Source organism: Pseudomonas frederiksbergensis (genome assembly GCF_000802155.2).
Lineage (GTDB): Bacteria > Pseudomonadota > Gammaproteobacteria > Pseudomonadales > Pseudomonadaceae > Aquipseudomonas > Aquipseudomonas frederiksbergensis_A.
In genome coordinates this window covers 100,300-116,842 of record NZ_JQGJ02000004.1, presented here as the reverse complement: position 1 = coordinate 116,842, position 16,543 = coordinate 100,300, and the positions used below count along the sequence as shown (strand labels likewise).

The following is a 16,543-nucleotide window of genomic DNA, read 5'->3' as shown; positions in this document are numbered from 1 at the left end:
CAGTCGGGGATTTTTTCATGCTCGATCAATCAACCCGCAAGTCGATCAATCCTCGCGGTAGCGACGCAGCTTGAGCTGCTTGCCGGCCACGCGGGTGTCCTTGAGCTTGGTCAGCAACTTCTCCAGGCCATCTTCCGGCAGTTCCACCAGGCTGAAGCTGTCACGCACCTGAATACGACCGATGGCTTCGCGGGCCAGGCCGCCTTCGTTGAGGATCGCGCCAAGCAGGTTCTTGGCGGCAATGCCGTCACGAGCGCCCAGCGCGGTACGGCAACGGGCACGGCCTTCGGCCAGCGGGATCGGTGCACGACGCTCGCGATCACCACGGTCCGGACGATCACCGCTGCGCTCAGGACGGTCGCCACGCGGTGCGCTGTTCGGCACCAGTGGACGTTCCTTCTCGATTGCAGCCAGGTTCAGTGCTTGGCCGTTGGTGGCCTTGCGCAGCAGGGCAGCGGCCAGGGCACGCGGGGTGCAACCGATGTCGGCGGTCAGGCGATCAAGCAGATCACCGTGGGTCGACTCGGCGTCAGCCACCAGCGGCGACAGGCTGTTGGTCAGCTTCTTGATGCGCGCATCGAGAACGGCCTGGGCGTCCGGCAGGCGAACTTCAGCCACCTTCTGGCCCGTCACACGCTCGATGACTTGCAGCATGCGGCGCTCGCGCGGGGTCACCAGCAGCAGCGCGCGACCTTCGCGACCGGCACGGCCGGTACGGCCGATACGGTGAACGTAGGACTCCGGATCGTACGGCATGTCCACGTTGAACACGTGGGTGATGCGCGGCACGTCCAGGCCACGGGCAGCGACGTCGGTCGCCACAACGATGTCCAGGCGGCCATCCTTGAGGGAATCGATCACGCGTTCACGCTGGTTCTGGGCGATGTCGCCGTTCAGCGCAGCAGCCTTGTAGCCTTTGGCTTCCAGGGCGCTGGCCAGGTCCAGGGTCGCTTGCTTGGTGCGCACGAACATGATCAGGGCGTCGAAATCCTCGACTTCCAGCAGGCTCAGGACGGCAGAGGTCTTCTGGTCGGCGTGAACCAGCAGGTGAGCCTGCTCGATCGCGGTGACGGTCTGGGTCTTGCTCTGGATCTTCACGTGCTTCGGATCGCGCAGATGGCGTTCGGCGATGGCACGGATCGACTGAGGCAAGGTGGCCGAGAACAGGACGGTCTGGCGAGTCTCAGGCATGGCCTTGAAGATGACTTCCAAGTCGTCCATGAAGCCCAGCTTGAGCATTTCGTCCGCTTCGTCGAGAACCAGGTGGTTCACGGTGGCGAGGACTTTTTCGTCGCGACGCAGGTGGTCGCACAGACGGCCCGGGGTGGCGACAACGATTTGTGCGCCATTACGGATTGCTTTCAGTTGTGGGCCCATCGGCGCGCCGCCGTAGACAGCCACGACAGTCACGCCTGGCATTTGCTTGGCGTAGGTTTCGAAAGCGGTTGCAACTTGTAGCGCCAACTCACGGGTTGGGGCCAGGATCAGAGCTTGCGGCTCGCGCTTGGACGGATCAATGCGGTGCAGGATCGGCAGTGCGAACGCGGCGGTCTTACCCGTACCGGTTTGCGCCTGACCAATCATATCGTGACCGGCGAGAATGATCGGGATCGACTGCTGCTGAATGGCCGAAGGCTCTTCATAGCCGGTAGCGACTACTGCAGCGACAATATTGGGATGAAGTTCAAGAGCGGCGAAGCCGCCGATTTCCTGGGTCATGGGTCTGCCTCTAAGTGCATCCGCAAAGACCCATGCTCCAAAGCTGCGCATGCCGTGTTGAGACTCAAGAGTCGCCCTGGCAGCTTTGTCGGCGGGGATTTGCGAAAACGAATGAATGAAAAAGAACGTCGTGGAAGCATCCGTTGTGCGGACATGCAACCGAAGCTGGCTTCGGGGAATTGCGCTACCTTGACGCGGCCCGGCTAAAGGCCGGCGCGCACTATACCGGAATTCGCCCAAAAAGGGAGATTTTTTTCCTGAAAACACGGTTTTAGGGCTCGCCGCCAAAAACCTTGCGGCGGCTGGCTAAAACGGTTCACCTCCAAACGAGCGCCCCCCCGTGGCGAGGGAGCTTGCTCCCGCTGGGTCGCGAAGCGGCCCCCATCGATTTCAGATCAACCCAGGCGTCTGCTTCGCAGCCGAGCGGGAGCAAGCTCCCCTCCCACAAAAGCCCTTGCGAGTCTGATCACGTCGCCGGGCGAATCGCCTTGATCAACGACTGCAACGAATAGCCCAATCGCGGCGCCAGTCCCTCGGCACGGGCAACCAAGCCTTCCATGTCCAGCTCCTGGTCCAGGTCCGCAGGCACGATCAGGATCACGTTGCCCTCCTTCACCGGCAGCTCCCAATAATGCCGGTGATAAAGGCCTCGCAACAGCGCCGCGCCCAACGGCTTGCCGTCGTCGGTGGCCCATTGGTTGATCACCAGCCAACCACCGGGGTTGAGGCGCTTCTGGCAGTTCTCCAGGAATCCCCACGCCAGGTGGCCTACACCAGGACCGACGTCCGTATAAAGATCGACAAAAATGAGGTCCGCCGGCTCTGCCGTTTCGAGCAATTGCAGGGCATCGCCGACGCGGATGTACAAGCGCGGATCATCATCCAGCCCCAGATATTCGATAGCCAGGCGCGGTACATCGGGGCGCAGTTCGATCGCCTCGACGTCTTCCAGCGGCAGGAACTTGAGGCACGCCTGGGTCAAGGTGCCGGCGCCTAGCCCCAGGAACAGCGCGCTTTCCGGCTGCTGGTGACACAACGCACCAATGAGCATGGCGCGGGTGTAGTCATATTCGAGCCAGCTCGGATCGGCTGTGAACACGCAGCTCTGCTCGATGGCATCGCCGAATTCGAGAAACCGGTAATCGGCCACTTCGAACACGCGAATCATCCCGAACTCGTCGTGCACCTCGGCGAGCAAATGCTCGACGCGCTCCTCTGTCATTTCATCTCCTGATGTTGCCGGGCGGGCATGGGCCTGCGCATACGGGGCAAAGGCGCGATTGTCCGCGAAGCAAGCGGAACAGGTCACGTACTAATTTGCTGATAACATGAGCGCCCGAGCGTAAATCACCTAGAGATCATGATGAGCCAACCCTGGAGCCCTGACAGCTGGCGCGCCCTGCCGATCCAGCAACAACCCCGCTACCCCGACGCCGCGCACCTGTTGCAGGTTGAGCAGACCCTGGCCAGTTATCCGCCATTGGTGTTTGCCGGTGAAGCCCGGGAGTTGCGCCGTCAGTTCGCCGAAGTTACCCAGGGCCGGGCCTTCCTGCTACAGGGCGGCGACTGTGCCGAGAGCTTCGCCGAGTTCTCGGCAGCCAAGATCCGCGACACCTTCAAGGTGCTATTGCAGATGGCGATCGTCATGACCTTTGCGGCTGGTTGCCCGGTGGTCAAGGTCGGGCGCATGGCCGGCCAGTTCGCCAAGCCACGCTCGGCCAACGATGAAACCATCGACGGCGTAACCCTGCCGGCCTATCGGGGCGACATCGTCAACGGCATCGGCTTCGACGAGAAAAGCCGCGTACCGGATCCGGAGCGATTGCTGCAGTCCTATCATCAGTCCACCGCGACCCTGAACCTGCTGCGGGCGTTCGCCCAGGGCGGCTTTGCCGATTTGCACCAAGTGCACAAGTGGAACCTGGATTTCATTGCCAATTCGGCCCTGGCGGAAAAATACAGCCACCTGGCCGACCGCATCGATGAAACCCTGGCGTTCATGCGCGCCTGCGGCATGGACAGCTCGCCGCAGCTGCGCGAAACCAGTTTCTTCACCGCCCATGAAGCGCTGCTGCTCAATTACGAAGAAGCCTTTGTGCGCCGCGACAGCCTGACCAACGACTATTACGACTGCTCGGCCCACATGCTATGGATCGGCGACCGCACCCGTCAGCTGGACGGCGCCCATGTCGAATTCCTGCGCGGGGTGAACAACCCGATCGGGGTCAAGGTCGGCCCGAGCATGAACCCTGACGACCTGATCCGCCTGATCGACGTGCTCAACCCGGACAACGACCCGGGCCGCCTGAACCTGATCGCGCGCATGGGCGCCAACAAGGTCGGCGATCACCTGCCGCAGCTGCTGAGGGCCGTGCAACGCGAAGGCAAGCAGGTGCTGTGGAGCTCCGATCCGATGCACGGCAACACCATCAAGGCCAGCAGCGGCTACAAGACCCGGGATTTCGCGCAGATCCTGGGCGAAGTGAAGCAGTTCTTCCAGGTCCATGAAGCGGAAGGCACCTATGCCGGCGGTATCCACATCGAGATGACCGGGCAGAACGTCACCGAATGCATCGGCGGCGCACGACCGATTACCGAGGATGGGCTGTCGGACCGCTACCACACCCACTGCGATCCGCGGATGAATGCCGATCAGTCGCTGGAACTGGCGTTCTTGATTGCAGAGACGTTGAAGCAGGTTCGGCGTTAGGTTCTTCTTCGCCTGTTCAATCGCTTCGCGAGCAGGCTCGCTCTCACATTGGATCTGCAGTGGACACAAAATCCGTGCTCACCGAAGGCCACTGTGGGAGCTTGCTCGCGATGGCGCCAGCTCAGTCACCCTCGATCTGCGCCAATGCCACTGCCAACCGCACCCCACTCTCCCGCTGGCAATTGAGTTGGACCCGCTCCAGCCCCAGCCACCGGGCCATGCGCCATAGGTTCAGCGCCAAGGCCTGCATGCCTCCCTCATCCAGCCCCGGCTCCTCCTCATGCACGGCATGCACCGCCAATTGCCCCAACGCCCGCTCGGCTCGCAGGTCTACCCGCGCCGCAATACGTTCGTGGTGCAGGAACGGCAACACGTAATAGCCGTACACCCGCTTGTGCACGGGGGTGTAGATCTCCAGCCGATAGCGAAAGTCGAACAACCGCTCGGTACGACCGCGCTCCCAGACCAGTGAATCGAACGGCGACAGCAACGCACTCGCGGCGACCTTGCGAGGGATTTTCACTGCGGGTCGGCACCAGGCCGGTTGTTTCCAACCCTGCACCTGGCAACGCTGCAGTTCCCCCGCCTCCTCCAGCTCGGCCAGGCGCCCACGACTGTCGGCCGGGTCGAGGCGAAAGTAGTCGCGCAGGTCTTTTTCGGTGGCGATACCCAATGCGTCGGCGGCATGCACCAGCAAGGCACGCTGGGCCTGGGCTTCGTCGGGCAGCGGTTGCTGCAGGACCGAGGCCGGCAAGACCCGCTCCGGCAAATCGTAGAGGCGCTCGAAGCCTCGGCGCCCCGCCACTGTCACCTCACCCGCCGCGAACAGCCATTCCAGCGCATGCTTTTCCGCGCTCCAGTCCCACCATGGCCCGGCCTTTTCCTGGCGAGTGGACAAGCTGCCGGCGCCAATCGCGCCCTGGTCCCGGACCGCTTGCAGCACACGGCGAATGACATCCTGCCGCTCCCGCCCAAAACGCGCCAATTGTTGATAGATACCTTCGCCGCGCGCCGCCCGCACCATGCGCCAGCGCATCAACGGATACATCGCCACCGGCAGCAGCGAAGCCTCATGCCCCCAATATTCGAACAGCGTGCGACGTCGGCCCTGGCTCCAGGCCGCCTGGTCGAGGAGATCGCGATCGTAGTGACCGAGTCGGGAAAACAGTGGGAGGTAATGCGAGCGCACCAGCGCGTTGACGGAGTCGATCTGAAGGACGCCGAGGCGTTCGATCAAGCGGTTGAGGCGCGAGGGTTGCACCGACGCTGACGGCAGCCGCCCATCGAATCCTTGGGCGGCCAACGCCAGACGCCGGGCCTGTTTGAGGGTAAAGGACAGCGTCGCGGGCATGGGAATCTCCTTGTCTGCTCGCAACCTACCTCACCAATAAGGGGCTTGTGTAGGGAAGGATGGCTCATTTGTGCATGGGGTCATCCCAAAATGGCCGAACCACTTCCTGCTCCACGTCGGCGCGACTCACGCCGATGTCCTTGAGCGCCTCGTCGCTCATGCCGGCCAGCAACTCACGTTCGTGGTGTAATTCGTACCAGCGACTAACCTTATGCAGCAGGGCACTGACCGAGAAGCCGTGGGAGAGTTTGTCTATCAGCAGATAACCTTTCTGACCTTTCATCGTGATGTCCTCCGTTGGGGATGGCTCAAGTCTCGCGCCAACGGTAAGATCAATCCAACGAATGTTTCTTATGCAACACATCTCGGAGATTGATCAATTGTCGAGTTACCCGAGTATCGATACGGAAGTGCTGCGCACCTTTGTCGCCATCGCCGATCAAGGTGGCTTTACCCGCGCCGGCGAATTGGTCAACCGTACGCAGTCCGCGGTCAGCATGCAGATGAAGCGGCTCGAAGAAGACGTCTTGCAGCGCCGGCTGTTCGAGCGCGATGGACGACAGGTCAAGCTCACCGCCGAGGGGCAAGTGTTGCTGGGTTACGCCCGGCGGATCCTCAAGCTGCACAGTGAAGTGTTCAATACCCTGCGCGAACCCCATATGGTCGGCACGGTGCGCATCGGCACGCCGGACGATTATGTGATGCGCTTTCTGCCGGGCATCCTGCAGCGCTTCGCCCAGTTCTATCCGCTGATCGAAATTGAGGTTCACTGCGAATCGTCCAAGCAATTGCTGCTGCGCCAGGACCTGGACCTGTCCATCGTCACCCGAAAGCCGGGGGATGAGATCGGCCAGTTGCTGCGCAAGGAGCGTTTTGTCTGGGCCGAAGCCGCCTGCTTCAACGTCCACGAACAGACGCCGCTGCCGCTGGCAATGTTCAACAGCGACTGTTTCTGCCGGCAATGGGCGTGTAATGCGTTGGATGCCATGGGCCGCGATTATCGCGTGGCCTACAACAGCTCGAGCCTGTCGGCGCTCATGGCAGTGGTGGGCGCCGGCCTGGCGATCACGGCGCAACTGGAAAGCCTGCTGACCCCGGACATGCGTGTGCTGGGCGAGGCCGAAGACCTGCCGGAGCTGCCCGAGGCGAGCATCATGCTGATCCGCAACCTGCACAATCCGTCGCCGATCACCGAGTGCCTGGCTGAACACATCGTCGAAGGCTTCAAGCTTTAAAGATGAGCAGCACCGCGCACAGCACCAGGAAACCGCAGAACAACCCACGCAGCAGTCGCTCCGGCAACGCGTGGGCGACCTTCACGCCCCAACTGATGCTCATCAACCCACCGATTGCCAGCGGCACACCGATCCACCAGTCCACTTCATTGTGAAAGGCGTACGTGGCAAGGGTCACGCCCGTGCTGGGCAAGGCCAGCGACAGCGACAATCCCTGGGCAACCACCTGAGTCGTGCCGAACACGCTAGTGAGGATCGGCGTGGCGACAACCGCCCCACCCACACCAAACAGGCCGCCCATCGTCCCTGACGCCGCCCCCAGCACGCCGAGCCATGGCCAGCCGTGGCGCATCTGCGCCGAAGCCGGTGCCGTGGGGGCGAACATGCGGATGAGGTTGTAGGCCGCCAGGACAACCAGGAACACCACGAAACCAATGCGCATGCTTTCCGCGTCGATGCCTACGGCCCAGATGGAGCCGAGCCAGGCGAAGCAGAATCCCATGGAGGCCAACGGCAGGACGTGACGCAGCTCGATACGATTGCGCTGGTGATAACGCCACAGGGCCAGCATGACGTTGGGAACCACCATCACCAGGGCCGTGCCCTGGGCGATCTGCTGATCCAGGCCGAACCATACGCCCAGCACCGGTATCGCGATCAGCCCGCCACCAATGCCGAACAACCCCCCCAGGGTGCCCAATGCGGCGCCCAACAGTAAATACAGCACGACCTCGATCACAGACGACTCTCCCCTTATTCAGGGCGCCTATCCTACGCAGTTGGCGTCATTCATGGAACGCAACATCCAGTTACACGTCAGAATTATCTGGTGCATTAAAGATTCGTCCGCTAGATTCATACGATCATCGATGAAAGGTTTTGCCATGAGTACCCAACGCGACACTCCCGACCCCTGCGAAGCGCTGCTGCTGGATAACCAGGTCTGCTTTGCCCTGCATTCCACGTCGCTGCTGATGACCAAGGTCTACAAACCACTGCTCCAGGCATTGGGCCTGACGTATCCGCAGTATCTGGCGATGATGGTGTTGTGGGAAAAAGACGGCCTGACCGTCGGTGAAATCAGCACACGTCTACTCACCGACCCAGGCTCGCTGACGCCACTGCTCAAACGCCTGGAGGCCGAAGGCTTGCTGAGCCGCACCCGCAGCCGTGAAGACGAGCGCGTGGTGATCGTCGAGCTCACTGAACAGGGCCGTGCCTTGCAGAAAAAAGCGCTCGACATCCCACAATGCATCCTCGCCGCCAGCGGCCAGACGCTAGAGCAATTGAAGAAACTGCAGCTTGATCTCCAGGAACTGCGCGGGCATTTGCAGGACAGCCTATAACCACAGGAATACCGCCGGCCCTTATGGGAGCGAGGCTGCTCGCAAAGGCGCCGGCGAGTCCACCACCCCCACCGCTTGACCCTCCGTTCTCCTCGCCAAACCCCACGCGTCGAAAAAATTTTTAACCCCATCAAACCGCTCTAGAGCAGTCATTCCAGCCATTTTCGGCTTACCAATTCACATTCGCCACGAAAATTTATCTTGCGCGCAAACTATTAGCGCATTACATTCTCTCCACACCTAATTAGCGCGCAAACATTTAGCGCACAAATCCAACCTGAAACGAGGCGTCCACCATGAAAACTCTCTACACCGCAATCGCAACCTCCACCGGCGGCCGTGACGGTCGTGCTATCTCCAGCGACAACATCCTCGACGTCAAACTCGCCACGCCAAAAGAACTTGGTGGCGCAGGCGGTGCGGCGACCAACCCTGAACAACTGTTCGCCGCCGGGTACTCGGCCTGCTTCATCGGCGCGCTGAAATTCGTCGCCAGCCAGACCAAACGCAAGATCCCCGACGACGCCTCGATCACCGCCCACGTCGGCATCGGCCAGATTCCTGGTGGTTTCGGTCTCGACATCGACCTGCACATCAGCCTGCCGGGCCTCGATCAAGCCGACGCCCAGAGCCTCGTTGATGCAGCGCACCAGGTTTGCCCTTACTCCAACGCCACCCGCGGCAACGTCGATGTGCGCCTGCACGTGACCGTTTGACCCTCGCCCCCAACCGACTGAATTTCAAGGAGACAGACATGAACACCATTAACAAAACCCTGACCGGTGCCCTTCTCGCCCTGAGCGTCAGCAACGCTTTCGCCAACGGTATCGTCGAACACAACACCCAGGCGTTCCTCGACGCACTGAATGCCGGCACCGGCAAGCCGCTGGAGCAGTTGTCGCCCAAGGACGCCCGCGCGGTACTGGTCGGCGCCCAGGCAGGCGTGAAGTTGGCACTGCCCAAGGCCGATGTCAGCGAGAAGACCATCAAGGTCGACGGTCAATCGATCAGCCTGACGATCGTTCGTCCGGCCGGGGCCAAGGGTGAGTTGCCGGTGTTCATGTTCTTCCATGGCGGCGGTTGGGTGCTGGGAGACTTTCCGACCCACGAACGACTGGTCCGCGACCTGGTGGCGGGTTCGGGCGCCGCTGCAGTGTTCGTCAACTACACGCCGTCACCCGAAGCGCATTACCCGGTGGCAATCAACCAGGCTTACGCCGCAACGAAATGGGTCGCCGAGCACGGCAAGGAAATCAACGTCGATGGCAAGCGCCTGGCGGTAGCGGGCAACAGTGTTGGCGGTAACATGGCCGCCGTCGTGGCCCTGATGGCCAAGGACAAGGGCACCCCGGCGATCCGCTTCCAGGCGCTGTTGTGGCCGGTGACCGACGCCAACTTCGAGACGGCGTCCTACAACCAATTCGCTGAAGGGCACTTCCTCAGCAAGAACATGATGAAGTGGTTCTGGGACAACTACACCACCGATGCCGGGCAGCGCAACGAGATCTATGCCTCGCCATTGCGGGCAACCACTGCGCAACTCAAGGGCTTGCCGCCAGCGCTGGTGCAGACCGCCGAGGCCGACGTGCTGCGCGACGAAGGCGAAGCCTACGCTCGCAAACTGGACGCGGCGGGCGTCCCGGTCACAGCGGTCCGTTACAACGGCATGATCCACGACTATGGCTTGCTCAACGTCGTGAGCCAGGTGCCAGCGGTGCGTTCGGCGATGTTGCAAGCGTCGCAGGAGCTCAAGGAACACCTGAAATAACAGGATCCCTGGCAGCAAGAATGAAAAAGCCCGACTCAATGGTCGGGCTTTTTCGTACAAGAGACTTCGCTTATTTAGCGCGGCCTTTGTAGGAACCGCCTTCGCGGGTATCGATCTCGATCATGTCGCCGATTTCGATGAAGTCAGCAACCGACAGCTCGGTACCGTTCTTCAGTTTGGCAGGCTTCATCACCTTGCCGGAAGTGTCGCCGCGAGCGGAGCCTTCGGTGTAGTCAACCTGACGCACGATGGTGGTCGGCAGTTCTACGGAAACCAGGCGCTCTTCGAAGAATACGGCTTCGCAAACGTCGGTCATGCCTTCTTCAACGAACGGCAGAACGCTTTCGATGTCTTCGGCGTTCAGCTCGTACATGGTGTAGTCAGTGGTGTCCATGAACGTGTAGGTGTCGCCGCTGATGAAGGACAGGGTCGCTTCCTTGCGGTCCAGGATCACGTCGTCCAGCTTGTCGTCCGCACCGTACACGGTTTCGGTCTTGTAGCCGGTCAGCAGGTTTTTCAGCTTGGTCTTCATGATCGCGCTGTTACGACCCGACTTGGTGAATTCAGCTTTCTGAACCAGCCAAGGATCGTTGTCGATACGAATCACGGTACCGGGTTTAAGTTCTTTACCAGTTTTCATTGCGAATATCCGAATTTGGATGGGATTTACAAAAATCTAGGCCGCGTATCATAGCCAATTTCGGTAAAACTTCACCAGCGCCGTGGCGAGATCGGCTCGCGAGCCTTGTTCCAGGCACCATGCCTGGGCGTGCTCGGCCAGTTCCAGATGCTCAGCGCAAACTGCTTTCCAGTGTTCGGCCATGTCCTGGCCGGCGTTCCAATCCCGCCAAAGACCGCTGATCGCTTTTTCCACCGACTCAGAAAGTCCCTGGGTATACAGCCTGAGAAATGCCTCGAATTTTTCCAGGTGGACGTCTTCTTCCTGTTGATAAATGTGCCAGAGCAGGGGCCGCCCCGCCCATTGCGCACGCACGAACGAGTCTTCGCCGCGCACCGCGTTGAAATCGCAGCACCATAGCAATCGGTCATATTCATCCTGACGGACAAATGGCAACACCTGCACCGTCAGGCCGCCACGGCGATGCAACGCGCCGGGCGCCAAGCCGTCCACGCCCAGCCAACGCGCCACATCGCCCAGGACTCGACCTTCCGGGACCAATACGTGAGACGGGCACACATCGGTCGCCATCGCCTCGAACCAGCTCGCCAGCCCTGCATTTTCGTACGCAAACAGCGAGATCAGGCGCGCACCGGGTTCTCGCATAACACCCAATCCGTGCAGGAAACTTTTCTGCGCTGCGTCATCGTGTTGAAACTGCCGCCGGCGCTCCAGCAGGTCGGCCTCACGCAACAAGCCTCCCGTTCCCGCCTGGAAGCCGGGAAAAAAGAAATATTTTTGCACATGCTTGTATTTGACCGACGGCAGACCGTGGCAACCGATGACCCAGTCCTCGGCGCTCAGGTAGTCGAGGTTCATCCATAACGGCGTCACCTCGCGTTCGGCCATCGCGTCCATGTAGGCGCTGGGCAATTGGCAGGCAAATGCTGCGATGACGACGTCTGCTGCCTCGGTAGCGGGCCAATCCTTTGGCCACTGGCACACTTGCACGCCCTGCTGCCATTGTTCACGAAGGCTGACTTCGATGTCCGGGCACAGCCGCTCGAAAGCACGCAGGTCGTCGACCCAAAGCCGCACCGCGCACTGATGCTCGGCCACCAATTGCCGGGCCAGGCGCCAGGTAACGCCGATGTCGCCGAAGTTATCCACGACGGTGCAAAAAATATCCCAACGCACGGTCATTCCCGACTCCCTGTGGCAAAACCTGATTGTCCCGCATTGAACCGGTGTTGCAGAAGGGCCGACGGCGATTAATCTTCATGCGACAATCAGCGCTTATCCATGCCCCTGCCAGGAAGCAGCCATGCCTGACCATCCCCCAGCCCCGCGCCTCACAGCCTTGCGATTGACCGTCAGTATTGCCCTGGGACTGTGGCTGGGGTTCATCGCCATCGTTCTGACGGGCTGGCTGCTGTCCAGGTTCCTGTTCGAAGAACAACTGGCTCCGGTGGCCGAAGCGGTCCATCAACTGGCGCAACCACCCGCGGTGCAACCGGCACCCGAGCCGCCCACGCCGATGTTCGAGCAGTACCAGCAGAACCTACAGAAGAACGAGCGACGCCAGGCGCTGGATCAGGTGCGCAGCAATCCTCGCAACCTGTCCAACCCCAAATGCCAGTTCTGGCTGCAACAGGACCAGAACGCACCCAGCGAAAAAAGCCGCGCCAATGTCCTGCAGTTCTGCGAGTGATCATGAACAAACAGACCGTCCACCAGTTGATCCTCGACAAGCTCAAGGTCGACCTCGACATCGCCGAGCGCGCCGCGCAGACCGCCTACGAAACCGCGACCCACGAAGAAAACATCGCCGAGAACAAGTACGACACCCTTGGCCTTGAAGCGTCCTATCTTGCTGCGGGACAGGCCAGGCGCGTAGAGGAAATCCGCCAGGCCCTTGCCCTTTGCCAAAACCTGGCGCTCAGGCCTTACGATGACCAGCGCGGCATTCAGATCGGCACTTTGATCGGATTGGAGGATGAAGATGGCCGCCAACAGTGGCTATTCCTGGGGCCGGATGCGGCAGGACTGAAGGTATCGCTGGTGGGGCAGCCCATCACCGTCATCACCCCTCGCTCGCCACTGGGCAGAGGCCTGCTGGGCAAGTTCGAAGGGGATGAAGTGGAGATCGTCGTGGCGGGCGCCCGGCAACAGTTCGCTGTCACCGAGGTGATCTAGGTTTCTGCTTAGTGCACCGGCAATTCGACGCCGTCGAACAGCTCTTCGAGTTCTTGCTTGTTGTGGCACTGGATGGCCTTGGCCATCACTTCCCGCGTCAGGTGCGGCGCGAATTTTTCGATGAAATCGCACATGAAGCCACGCAGGAAGGTGCCGCGACGGAAGCCGATCTTGGTCACGCTGGACTCGAACAACTCACTGGCATCCAACACCACCAGGTCATTGTCGAGCTTGGTATCGACGGCCATTTTCGCCACGATGCCCACGCCCAGGCCGAGGCGAACGTAGGTCTTGATCACGTCGGCGTCGGCGGCGGTGAACACCACTTTCGGCGTCAGGCCGCGGTGGCTGAAGGCTTCGTCGAGTTTTGAACGACCGGTGAAACCGAACACGTAGGTCACGATCGGGTATTCGGCCAAGGCTTCCAGGGTCAACTTAGGCAGCTTGGTCAGCGGATGTCCCTGGGGCACCACCACGCAGCGGTTCCAGCGATAGCACGGCATCATCACCAGGTCGCCGAACAACTCCAGGGCTTCGGTGGCAATGGCGAAATCCACCGTACCGTCGGCGGCCATCTCGGCGATCTGCATCGGCGAGCCCTGGTGCATATGCAGCGCCACGTCCGGGTATTGCTTGATGAAATTGCTGATCACCGGCGGCAGTGCATAACGGGCCTGGGTGTGGGTGGTCGCGATGGACAGGGTGCCTTTCTTCTCGTTGGAAAACTCCTGGGCGATCTGCTTGATGCTCTCGACCTTGCGCAGGATCTCGCCAGCCGTGGTGATGATGCGTTCACCGGCCGGGGTGACACGGGTCAGGTGCTTGCCGCTGCGGGCGAAGACTTCGACGCCCAGTTCGTCTTCCAACAGGCGGATCTGCTTGCTGATGCCAGGTTGCGACGTGTAGAGGCTTTGGGCGGTAGCGGAAACGTTGAGGTCGTGGTGCGCCACTTCCCAGATGTAGCGCAATTGTTGAAGCTTCATATGTATCCCTCAAAGCAGTTGGATGCGACGGGCATCAGCGACGGCATATAACTATATGAATGGTTGTATTAAGAAATCTAGAACTTTTTATAAAAAGCCATCATTTAGCCTCAGGTCTCTCCGTGACGCCGGCGCTGCACCAGCGGCACCAGGTAGACCGGCACCCGGGATAACTGCAATACCCGAGCGGCGGTCCTGCCCAAAGGGGTGTCGCCGTTCGCTCCCTGGCAATGACTGCCAACGATCAGCAGATCGACGGAGAGTTTCGCCGCCTGCTCCAGAATGACCTGGGACGGGTCACCCTGGAATACCCTCACCGACTTGATCAACTGCAAGTCTTGCTGCCCTTCCCCCAGCTCCTCGCGAAAATTGTCGAGGACCCGCTGCTCGATGTTGGCCATCACCGTATTCAGACCCTGGCGATGAAATTCGTTCAACGCGTGCTCATCGAGATAACTCTGCAACACCGACTCGGCGAACAGCCCCATCGGCTCAACCGCGTGCACTACATACAACTCGGCTTCGAACGTCCGTGCCAACGCCAAGGCATGCTGCATCACATAAGGGGCATAGAGGCCCAGGTCTGTGGCGTACAGCATCGAACGAATCATGTGACCTCCTCAAGTGCCAGAATGGCGGAGATTGATTCAGCTTAGCAGCGCCCCGAAGACTGCGACGTGCGGCATGACGCCCCGCGCAACCGGCGGTCAGAGCTTCACTTCGTTACTGATGCCGTGGGGCACGTGCCCGGTGGCGACCACTTCGCGGGCGAGCTCGCAGTGACCGGTCTGGTCGTCGAAAAATACATCGGCGGCAAAGGCTTCGAGAAACGCCGACTTGGTCAAGCCGCCCAGGAACAATGACTCGTCGAGGCGGATGTCCCATTCGCGCAACGTGCGGATGACCCGTTCGTGGGCCGGTGCCGAACGGGCCGTCACCAATGCCGTGCGGATCGGGCAGGCATCCTCGGGGAATTCTCGCTGCAGTGCATTGAGCGCCGCCAGGAACCCCTTGAACGGTCCGCCACGCAGCGGTTCACGCGCGGCCTGGCGCTCACTGGCCTGGAAGGCTTCCAGGCCGCCGCTCTGATAGATGCGTTCCGACTCGTCGGAAAACAGCACCGCATCGCCGTCGAAAGCAATGCGCAACTCCTCGCTGGCGGCGCGGCTGGCGCCGCCCGACAGGATTGTCGCCGCTGCAAACCCGGCATCCAGTGCGCTGCGCACGTCTTCGGCATGGGTGGAAAGGAACAGGTCGCAGCCGAACGCCTTCAAATAAGGATACGGGCTGCGACCACCAACGAATGCGGCCCGGGAAATCGCCAAGCCGTAATGGTGGATCGAGTTGAATACCCGAAGGCCTGTATCAGCGCTGTTTCGCGAAACCAGGATCACCTCGACCCGGGCACGCCCAAGGTGTTCGTTGAGGTTGAGCAGCTTCTGCACCAGGGCGAAGGCATCCCCTGGCTCGAGGACTTCGTCCTCATGCTCGATCTGGTATTGCCGATAGGCCTCGACGCCGCTCGACAGATAGACCTTGTGACTTTCCCTCAAGTCGAACAAGGCCCGCGACGAAATCGCCAGTACCAGTTTGTCATCGATGTTATTGGCCATGTTGCCCCCCTTCGCCTATCAACGGTTGCGACGATCCAGGAACGCCAGCGCCTGGTACAGCGCTTCGATCTTCGGCAGCTCGCAGCCCGCCGCCCTGGCCGCTGCCAATGGCCGGGCGTAGATCGCGTCCAGCTCCAACGGTCGCTTATGGGCATAGTCGTGATACATGCTCGGCCAATAGTCGGGCATCTTTTCGGTCATCGTGAACAGATAGTCTGCGTAGCCAGCCGCGATTTCATAGCCGCAGGCCTGAGCACCGCGCACCACCTCGCCCATGAGCGCCTGGATCAGCCCACGGCTCTGATCGCTTGCCATCAACGGCGAGGTGCTGGCCGCCAGCAGAACCGACAGACCGTTGTACGGCACGTTCCACACCAGCTTCTGCCAACGGGCCTGCTGCAAGTCGGGCATCGCCTGGGAATCGATGCCGGCGCTACGGAACAGATCCGCCGCCGCCTCGACAACCGCCATGCGTTCAGCCTGCCCCTGGCAGGGGCCACTGTGATAGCCAATGTTGACCGCACCGAGCGCCTGGTGGGCGATGACGCCCGGGCCGACACGATTCACACAGATCAGGCACAAGCCACCCAACAGGTGCAGCGACTCGGGCAGCAGCGGCCGCAGGTCTGCCTCGACATCGAGGCCATTCTGCAACAAGAGGACTTTTGCACCATCGGCGGCGGCCTGGATGATCGCCGGTGCCAGGTCGGCATTGCTGGTGGTCTTGGCGCCGACCAGCAGCCATTCGCAAGGCGGCATTTGCTCCGCCGAGCGGTATGCCTGGACCGGATCAAGGCTCAGCGCGCCATGGACATCGCTGGCGATACGCAGGCCGTCCTCGGCGACGGCGGCGAATTCGCTGCGTAACAAGAAGTGCACATCATGACCGGCGCGGGCCAGCATCACCCCGTAAAACCCGCCGATCGCCCCGGTGCCGATCATGCCGATCCTGCCTTTCCCGGCTCTAGCGCCTGCCTGCATCATGCAACTCCCCTGTCTGACT

18 protein-coding genes are annotated in these 16,543 nt (G+C 61.0%); 7 read left to right on the top strand and 11 right to left on the bottom strand.

What is annotated here, in order from left to right; genetic code table 11:
* Positions 1-45 precede the first annotated feature (45 nt).
* Positions 46-1,719, bottom strand: a complete 1,674-nt coding sequence (locus JZ00_RS09180) for a DEAD/DEAH box helicase (protein ID WP_039588917.1) — start codon at positions 1,717-1,719, stop codon at positions 46-48.
* A 466-nt stretch (positions 1,720-2,185) separates the two neighbouring features.
* On the bottom strand, positions 2,186-2,941 hold the full coding sequence (locus tag JZ00_RS09175) for a spermidine synthase (protein ID WP_039588916.1): 756 nt from the start codon (positions 2,939-2,941) through the stop codon (positions 2,186-2,188).
* A 141-nt stretch (positions 2,942-3,082) separates the two neighbouring features.
* Here JZ00_RS09175 and JZ00_RS09170 point away from each other — a divergent pair, with 141 nt between their 5' ends.
* Positions 3,083-4,429, top strand: coding sequence for a class II 3-deoxy-7-phosphoheptulonate synthase (locus JZ00_RS09170; RefSeq protein ID WP_039588915.1), 1,347 nt, complete (start codon positions 3,083-3,085; stop codon positions 4,427-4,429).
* Positions 4,430-4,550: 121 nt separating this feature from the next.
* On the opposite strand, the gene JZ00_RS09165 is transcribed toward JZ00_RS09170, so the two are convergent.
* Positions 4,551-5,780: a winged helix-turn-helix domain-containing protein gene (locus tag JZ00_RS09165; RefSeq protein WP_039588914.1), complete on the bottom strand. Its 1,230-nt coding sequence runs from the start codon at positions 5,778-5,780 to the stop codon at positions 4,551-4,553.
* Between the two features lie 64 nt (positions 5,781-5,844).
* Positions 5,845-6,063 (bottom strand): DUF1127 domain-containing protein, encoded by a 219-nt coding sequence (locus JZ00_RS09160; protein ID WP_039588913.1) that lies wholly within the window; start codon positions 6,061-6,063, stop codon positions 5,845-5,847.
* Positions 6,064-6,160: 97 nt separating this feature from the next.
* Here JZ00_RS09160 and JZ00_RS09155 point away from each other — a divergent pair, with 97 nt between their 5' ends.
* Positions 6,161-7,015, top strand: a complete 855-nt coding sequence (locus JZ00_RS09155; RefSeq protein ID WP_027912697.1) for a LysR substrate-binding domain-containing protein — start codon at positions 6,161-6,163, stop codon at positions 7,013-7,015.
* Here the strand turns inward: JZ00_RS09155 and JZ00_RS09150 are convergent.
* Positions 7,005-7,754, bottom strand: coding sequence for a sulfite exporter TauE/SafE family protein (locus JZ00_RS09150; RefSeq protein ID WP_039588909.1), 750 nt, complete (start codon positions 7,752-7,754; stop codon positions 7,005-7,007). The genes JZ00_RS09155 and JZ00_RS09150 overlap by 11 nt on opposite strands.
* Before the next feature lie 145 nt (positions 7,755-7,899).
* On the opposite strand from JZ00_RS09150, the gene JZ00_RS09145 reads away from it, so the two are divergent.
* The 3 genes from JZ00_RS09145 (at position 7,900) to JZ00_RS09135 (ending at position 10,129) form a co-directional block, all read left to right on the top strand.
* The gene (locus JZ00_RS09145) at positions 7,900-8,361 is read left to right on the top strand and encodes a MarR family winged helix-turn-helix transcriptional regulator (RefSeq protein WP_039589368.1); all 462 of its coding nucleotides are present in this window, start codon (positions 7,900-7,902) and stop codon (positions 8,359-8,361) included.
* A 296-nt stretch (positions 8,362-8,657) separates the two neighbouring features.
* On the top strand, positions 8,658-9,077 hold the full coding sequence (locus JZ00_RS09140) for an organic hydroperoxide resistance protein (protein WP_039588908.1): 420 nt from the start codon (positions 8,658-8,660) through the stop codon (positions 9,075-9,077).
* 38 nt (positions 9,078-9,115) lie between these two features.
* Positions 9,116-10,129, top strand: coding sequence for an alpha/beta hydrolase (locus JZ00_RS09135; RefSeq protein ID WP_039588907.1), 1,014 nt, complete (start codon positions 9,116-9,118; stop codon positions 10,127-10,129).
* A gap of 70 nt (positions 10,130-10,199) precedes the next feature.
* Here JZ00_RS09135 and JZ00_RS09130 read toward each other — a convergent pair whose 3' ends face one another.
* Together JZ00_RS09130 and earP are read right to left on the bottom strand one after the other, a co-directional pair.
* Entirely contained in the window at positions 10,200-10,769 is a 570-nt protein-coding gene (locus JZ00_RS09130; RefSeq protein ID WP_003226785.1) for an elongation factor P, read from the bottom strand.
* A 48-nt stretch (positions 10,770-10,817) separates the two neighbouring features.
* Positions 10,818-11,951: an elongation factor P maturation arginine rhamnosyltransferase EarP gene (gene earP, locus JZ00_RS09125; protein ID WP_039588905.1), complete on the bottom strand. Its 1,134-nt coding sequence runs from the start codon at positions 11,949-11,951 to the stop codon at positions 10,818-10,820.
* A gap of 121 nt (positions 11,952-12,072) precedes the next feature.
* Between earP and JZ00_RS09120 the strand changes: the two genes are divergently transcribed.
* Together JZ00_RS09120 and JZ00_RS09115 are read left to right on the top strand one after the other, a co-directional pair.
* Positions 12,073-12,459 (top strand): cytochrome b/b6 domain-containing protein, encoded by a 387-nt coding sequence (locus tag JZ00_RS09120; RefSeq protein ID WP_039588904.1) that lies wholly within the window; start codon positions 12,073-12,075, stop codon positions 12,457-12,459.
* Between the two features lie 2 nt (positions 12,460-12,461).
* Complete coding sequence (locus JZ00_RS09115) at positions 12,462-12,944, top strand: GreA/GreB family elongation factor (protein ID WP_039588903.1); 483 nt, start codon at positions 12,462-12,464, stop codon at positions 12,942-12,944.
* An 8-nt stretch (positions 12,945-12,952) separates the two neighbouring features.
* On the opposite strand, the gene cysB is transcribed toward JZ00_RS09115, so the two are convergent.
* The 4 genes from cysB to JZ00_RS09095 all read right to left on the bottom strand — a co-directional run bounded on the left by cysB (position 12,953) and on the right by JZ00_RS09095 (position 16,521).
* Complete coding sequence (gene cysB, locus JZ00_RS09110; protein WP_003183769.1) at positions 12,953-13,927, bottom strand: HTH-type transcriptional regulator CysB; 975 nt, start codon at positions 13,925-13,927, stop codon at positions 12,953-12,955.
* 110 nt (positions 13,928-14,037) lie between these two features.
* A complete protein-coding gene (locus JZ00_RS09105; RefSeq protein WP_039588902.1) occupies positions 14,038-14,538 on the bottom strand; it encodes a universal stress protein in 501 nt (166 codons plus the stop codon).
* A gap of 96 nt (positions 14,539-14,634) precedes the next feature.
* Positions 14,635-15,540, bottom strand: coding sequence for a 5'-nucleotidase (locus JZ00_RS09100; protein ID WP_030141870.1), 906 nt, complete (start codon positions 15,538-15,540; stop codon positions 14,635-14,637).
* 18 nt (positions 15,541-15,558) lie between these two features.
* The gene (locus JZ00_RS09095; protein WP_039588901.1) at positions 15,559-16,521 is read right to left on the bottom strand and encodes a putative 2-dehydropantoate 2-reductase; all 963 of its coding nucleotides are present in this window, start codon (positions 16,519-16,521) and stop codon (positions 15,559-15,561) included.
* Between the last annotated feature and the right edge of the window lie 22 nt (positions 16,522-16,543).

What these genes read in the sequence shown, in the direction of transcription:
- JZ00_RS09180 (WP_039588917.1), bottom strand. Translation starts at nt 1,719, where the DNA reads ATGACCCAGGAAATCGGCGGCTTCGCCGCTCTTGAACTTCATCCCAAT.
- JZ00_RS09175 (WP_039588916.1), bottom strand. Translation starts at nt 2,941, where the DNA reads ATGACAGAGGAGCGCGTCGAGCATTTGCTCGCCGAGGTGCACGACGAG.
- JZ00_RS09170 (WP_039588915.1), top strand. Translation starts at nt 3,083, where the DNA reads ATGAGCCAACCCTGGAGCCCTGACAGCTGGCGCGCCCTGCCGATCCAG.
- JZ00_RS09165 (WP_039588914.1), bottom strand. Translation starts at nt 5,780, where the DNA reads ATGCCCGCGACGCTGTCCTTTACCCTCAAACAGGCCCGGCGTCTGGCG.
- JZ00_RS09160 (WP_039588913.1), bottom strand. Translation starts at nt 6,063, where the DNA reads ATGAAAGGTCAGAAAGGTTATCTGCTGATAGACAAACTCTCCCACGGC.
- JZ00_RS09145 (WP_039589368.1), top strand. Translation starts at nt 7,900, where the DNA reads ATGAGTACCCAACGCGACACTCCCGACCCCTGCGAAGCGCTGCTGCTG.
- JZ00_RS09140 (WP_039588908.1), top strand. Translation starts at nt 8,658, where the DNA reads ATGAAAACTCTCTACACCGCAATCGCAACCTCCACCGGCGGCCGTGAC.
- JZ00_RS09135 (WP_039588907.1), top strand. Translation starts at nt 9,116, where the DNA reads ATGAACACCATTAACAAAACCCTGACCGGTGCCCTTCTCGCCCTGAGC.
- JZ00_RS09130 (WP_003226785.1), bottom strand. Translation starts at nt 10,769, where the DNA reads ATGAAAACTGGTAAAGAACTTAAACCCGGTACCGTGATTCGTATCGAC.
- earP (WP_039588905.1), bottom strand. Translation starts at nt 11,951, where the DNA reads ATGACCGTGCGTTGGGATATTTTTTGCACCGTCGTGGATAACTTCGGC.
- JZ00_RS09120 (WP_039588904.1), top strand. Translation starts at nt 12,073, where the DNA reads ATGCCTGACCATCCCCCAGCCCCGCGCCTCACAGCCTTGCGATTGACC.
- JZ00_RS09115 (WP_039588903.1), top strand. Translation starts at nt 12,462, where the DNA reads ATGAACAAACAGACCGTCCACCAGTTGATCCTCGACAAGCTCAAGGTC.
- cysB (WP_003183769.1), bottom strand. Translation starts at nt 13,927, where the DNA reads ATGAAGCTTCAACAATTGCGCTACATCTGGGAAGTGGCGCACCACGAC.
- JZ00_RS09105 (WP_039588902.1), bottom strand. Translation starts at nt 14,538, where the DNA reads ATGATTCGTTCGATGCTGTACGCCACAGACCTGGGCCTCTATGCCCCT.
- JZ00_RS09100 (WP_030141870.1), bottom strand. Translation starts at nt 15,540, where the DNA reads ATGGCCAATAACATCGATGACAAACTGGTACTGGCGATTTCGTCGCGG.
- JZ00_RS09095 (WP_039588901.1), bottom strand. Translation starts at nt 16,521, where the DNA reads ATGCAGGCAGGCGCTAGAGCCGGGAAAGGCAGGATCGGCATGATCGGC.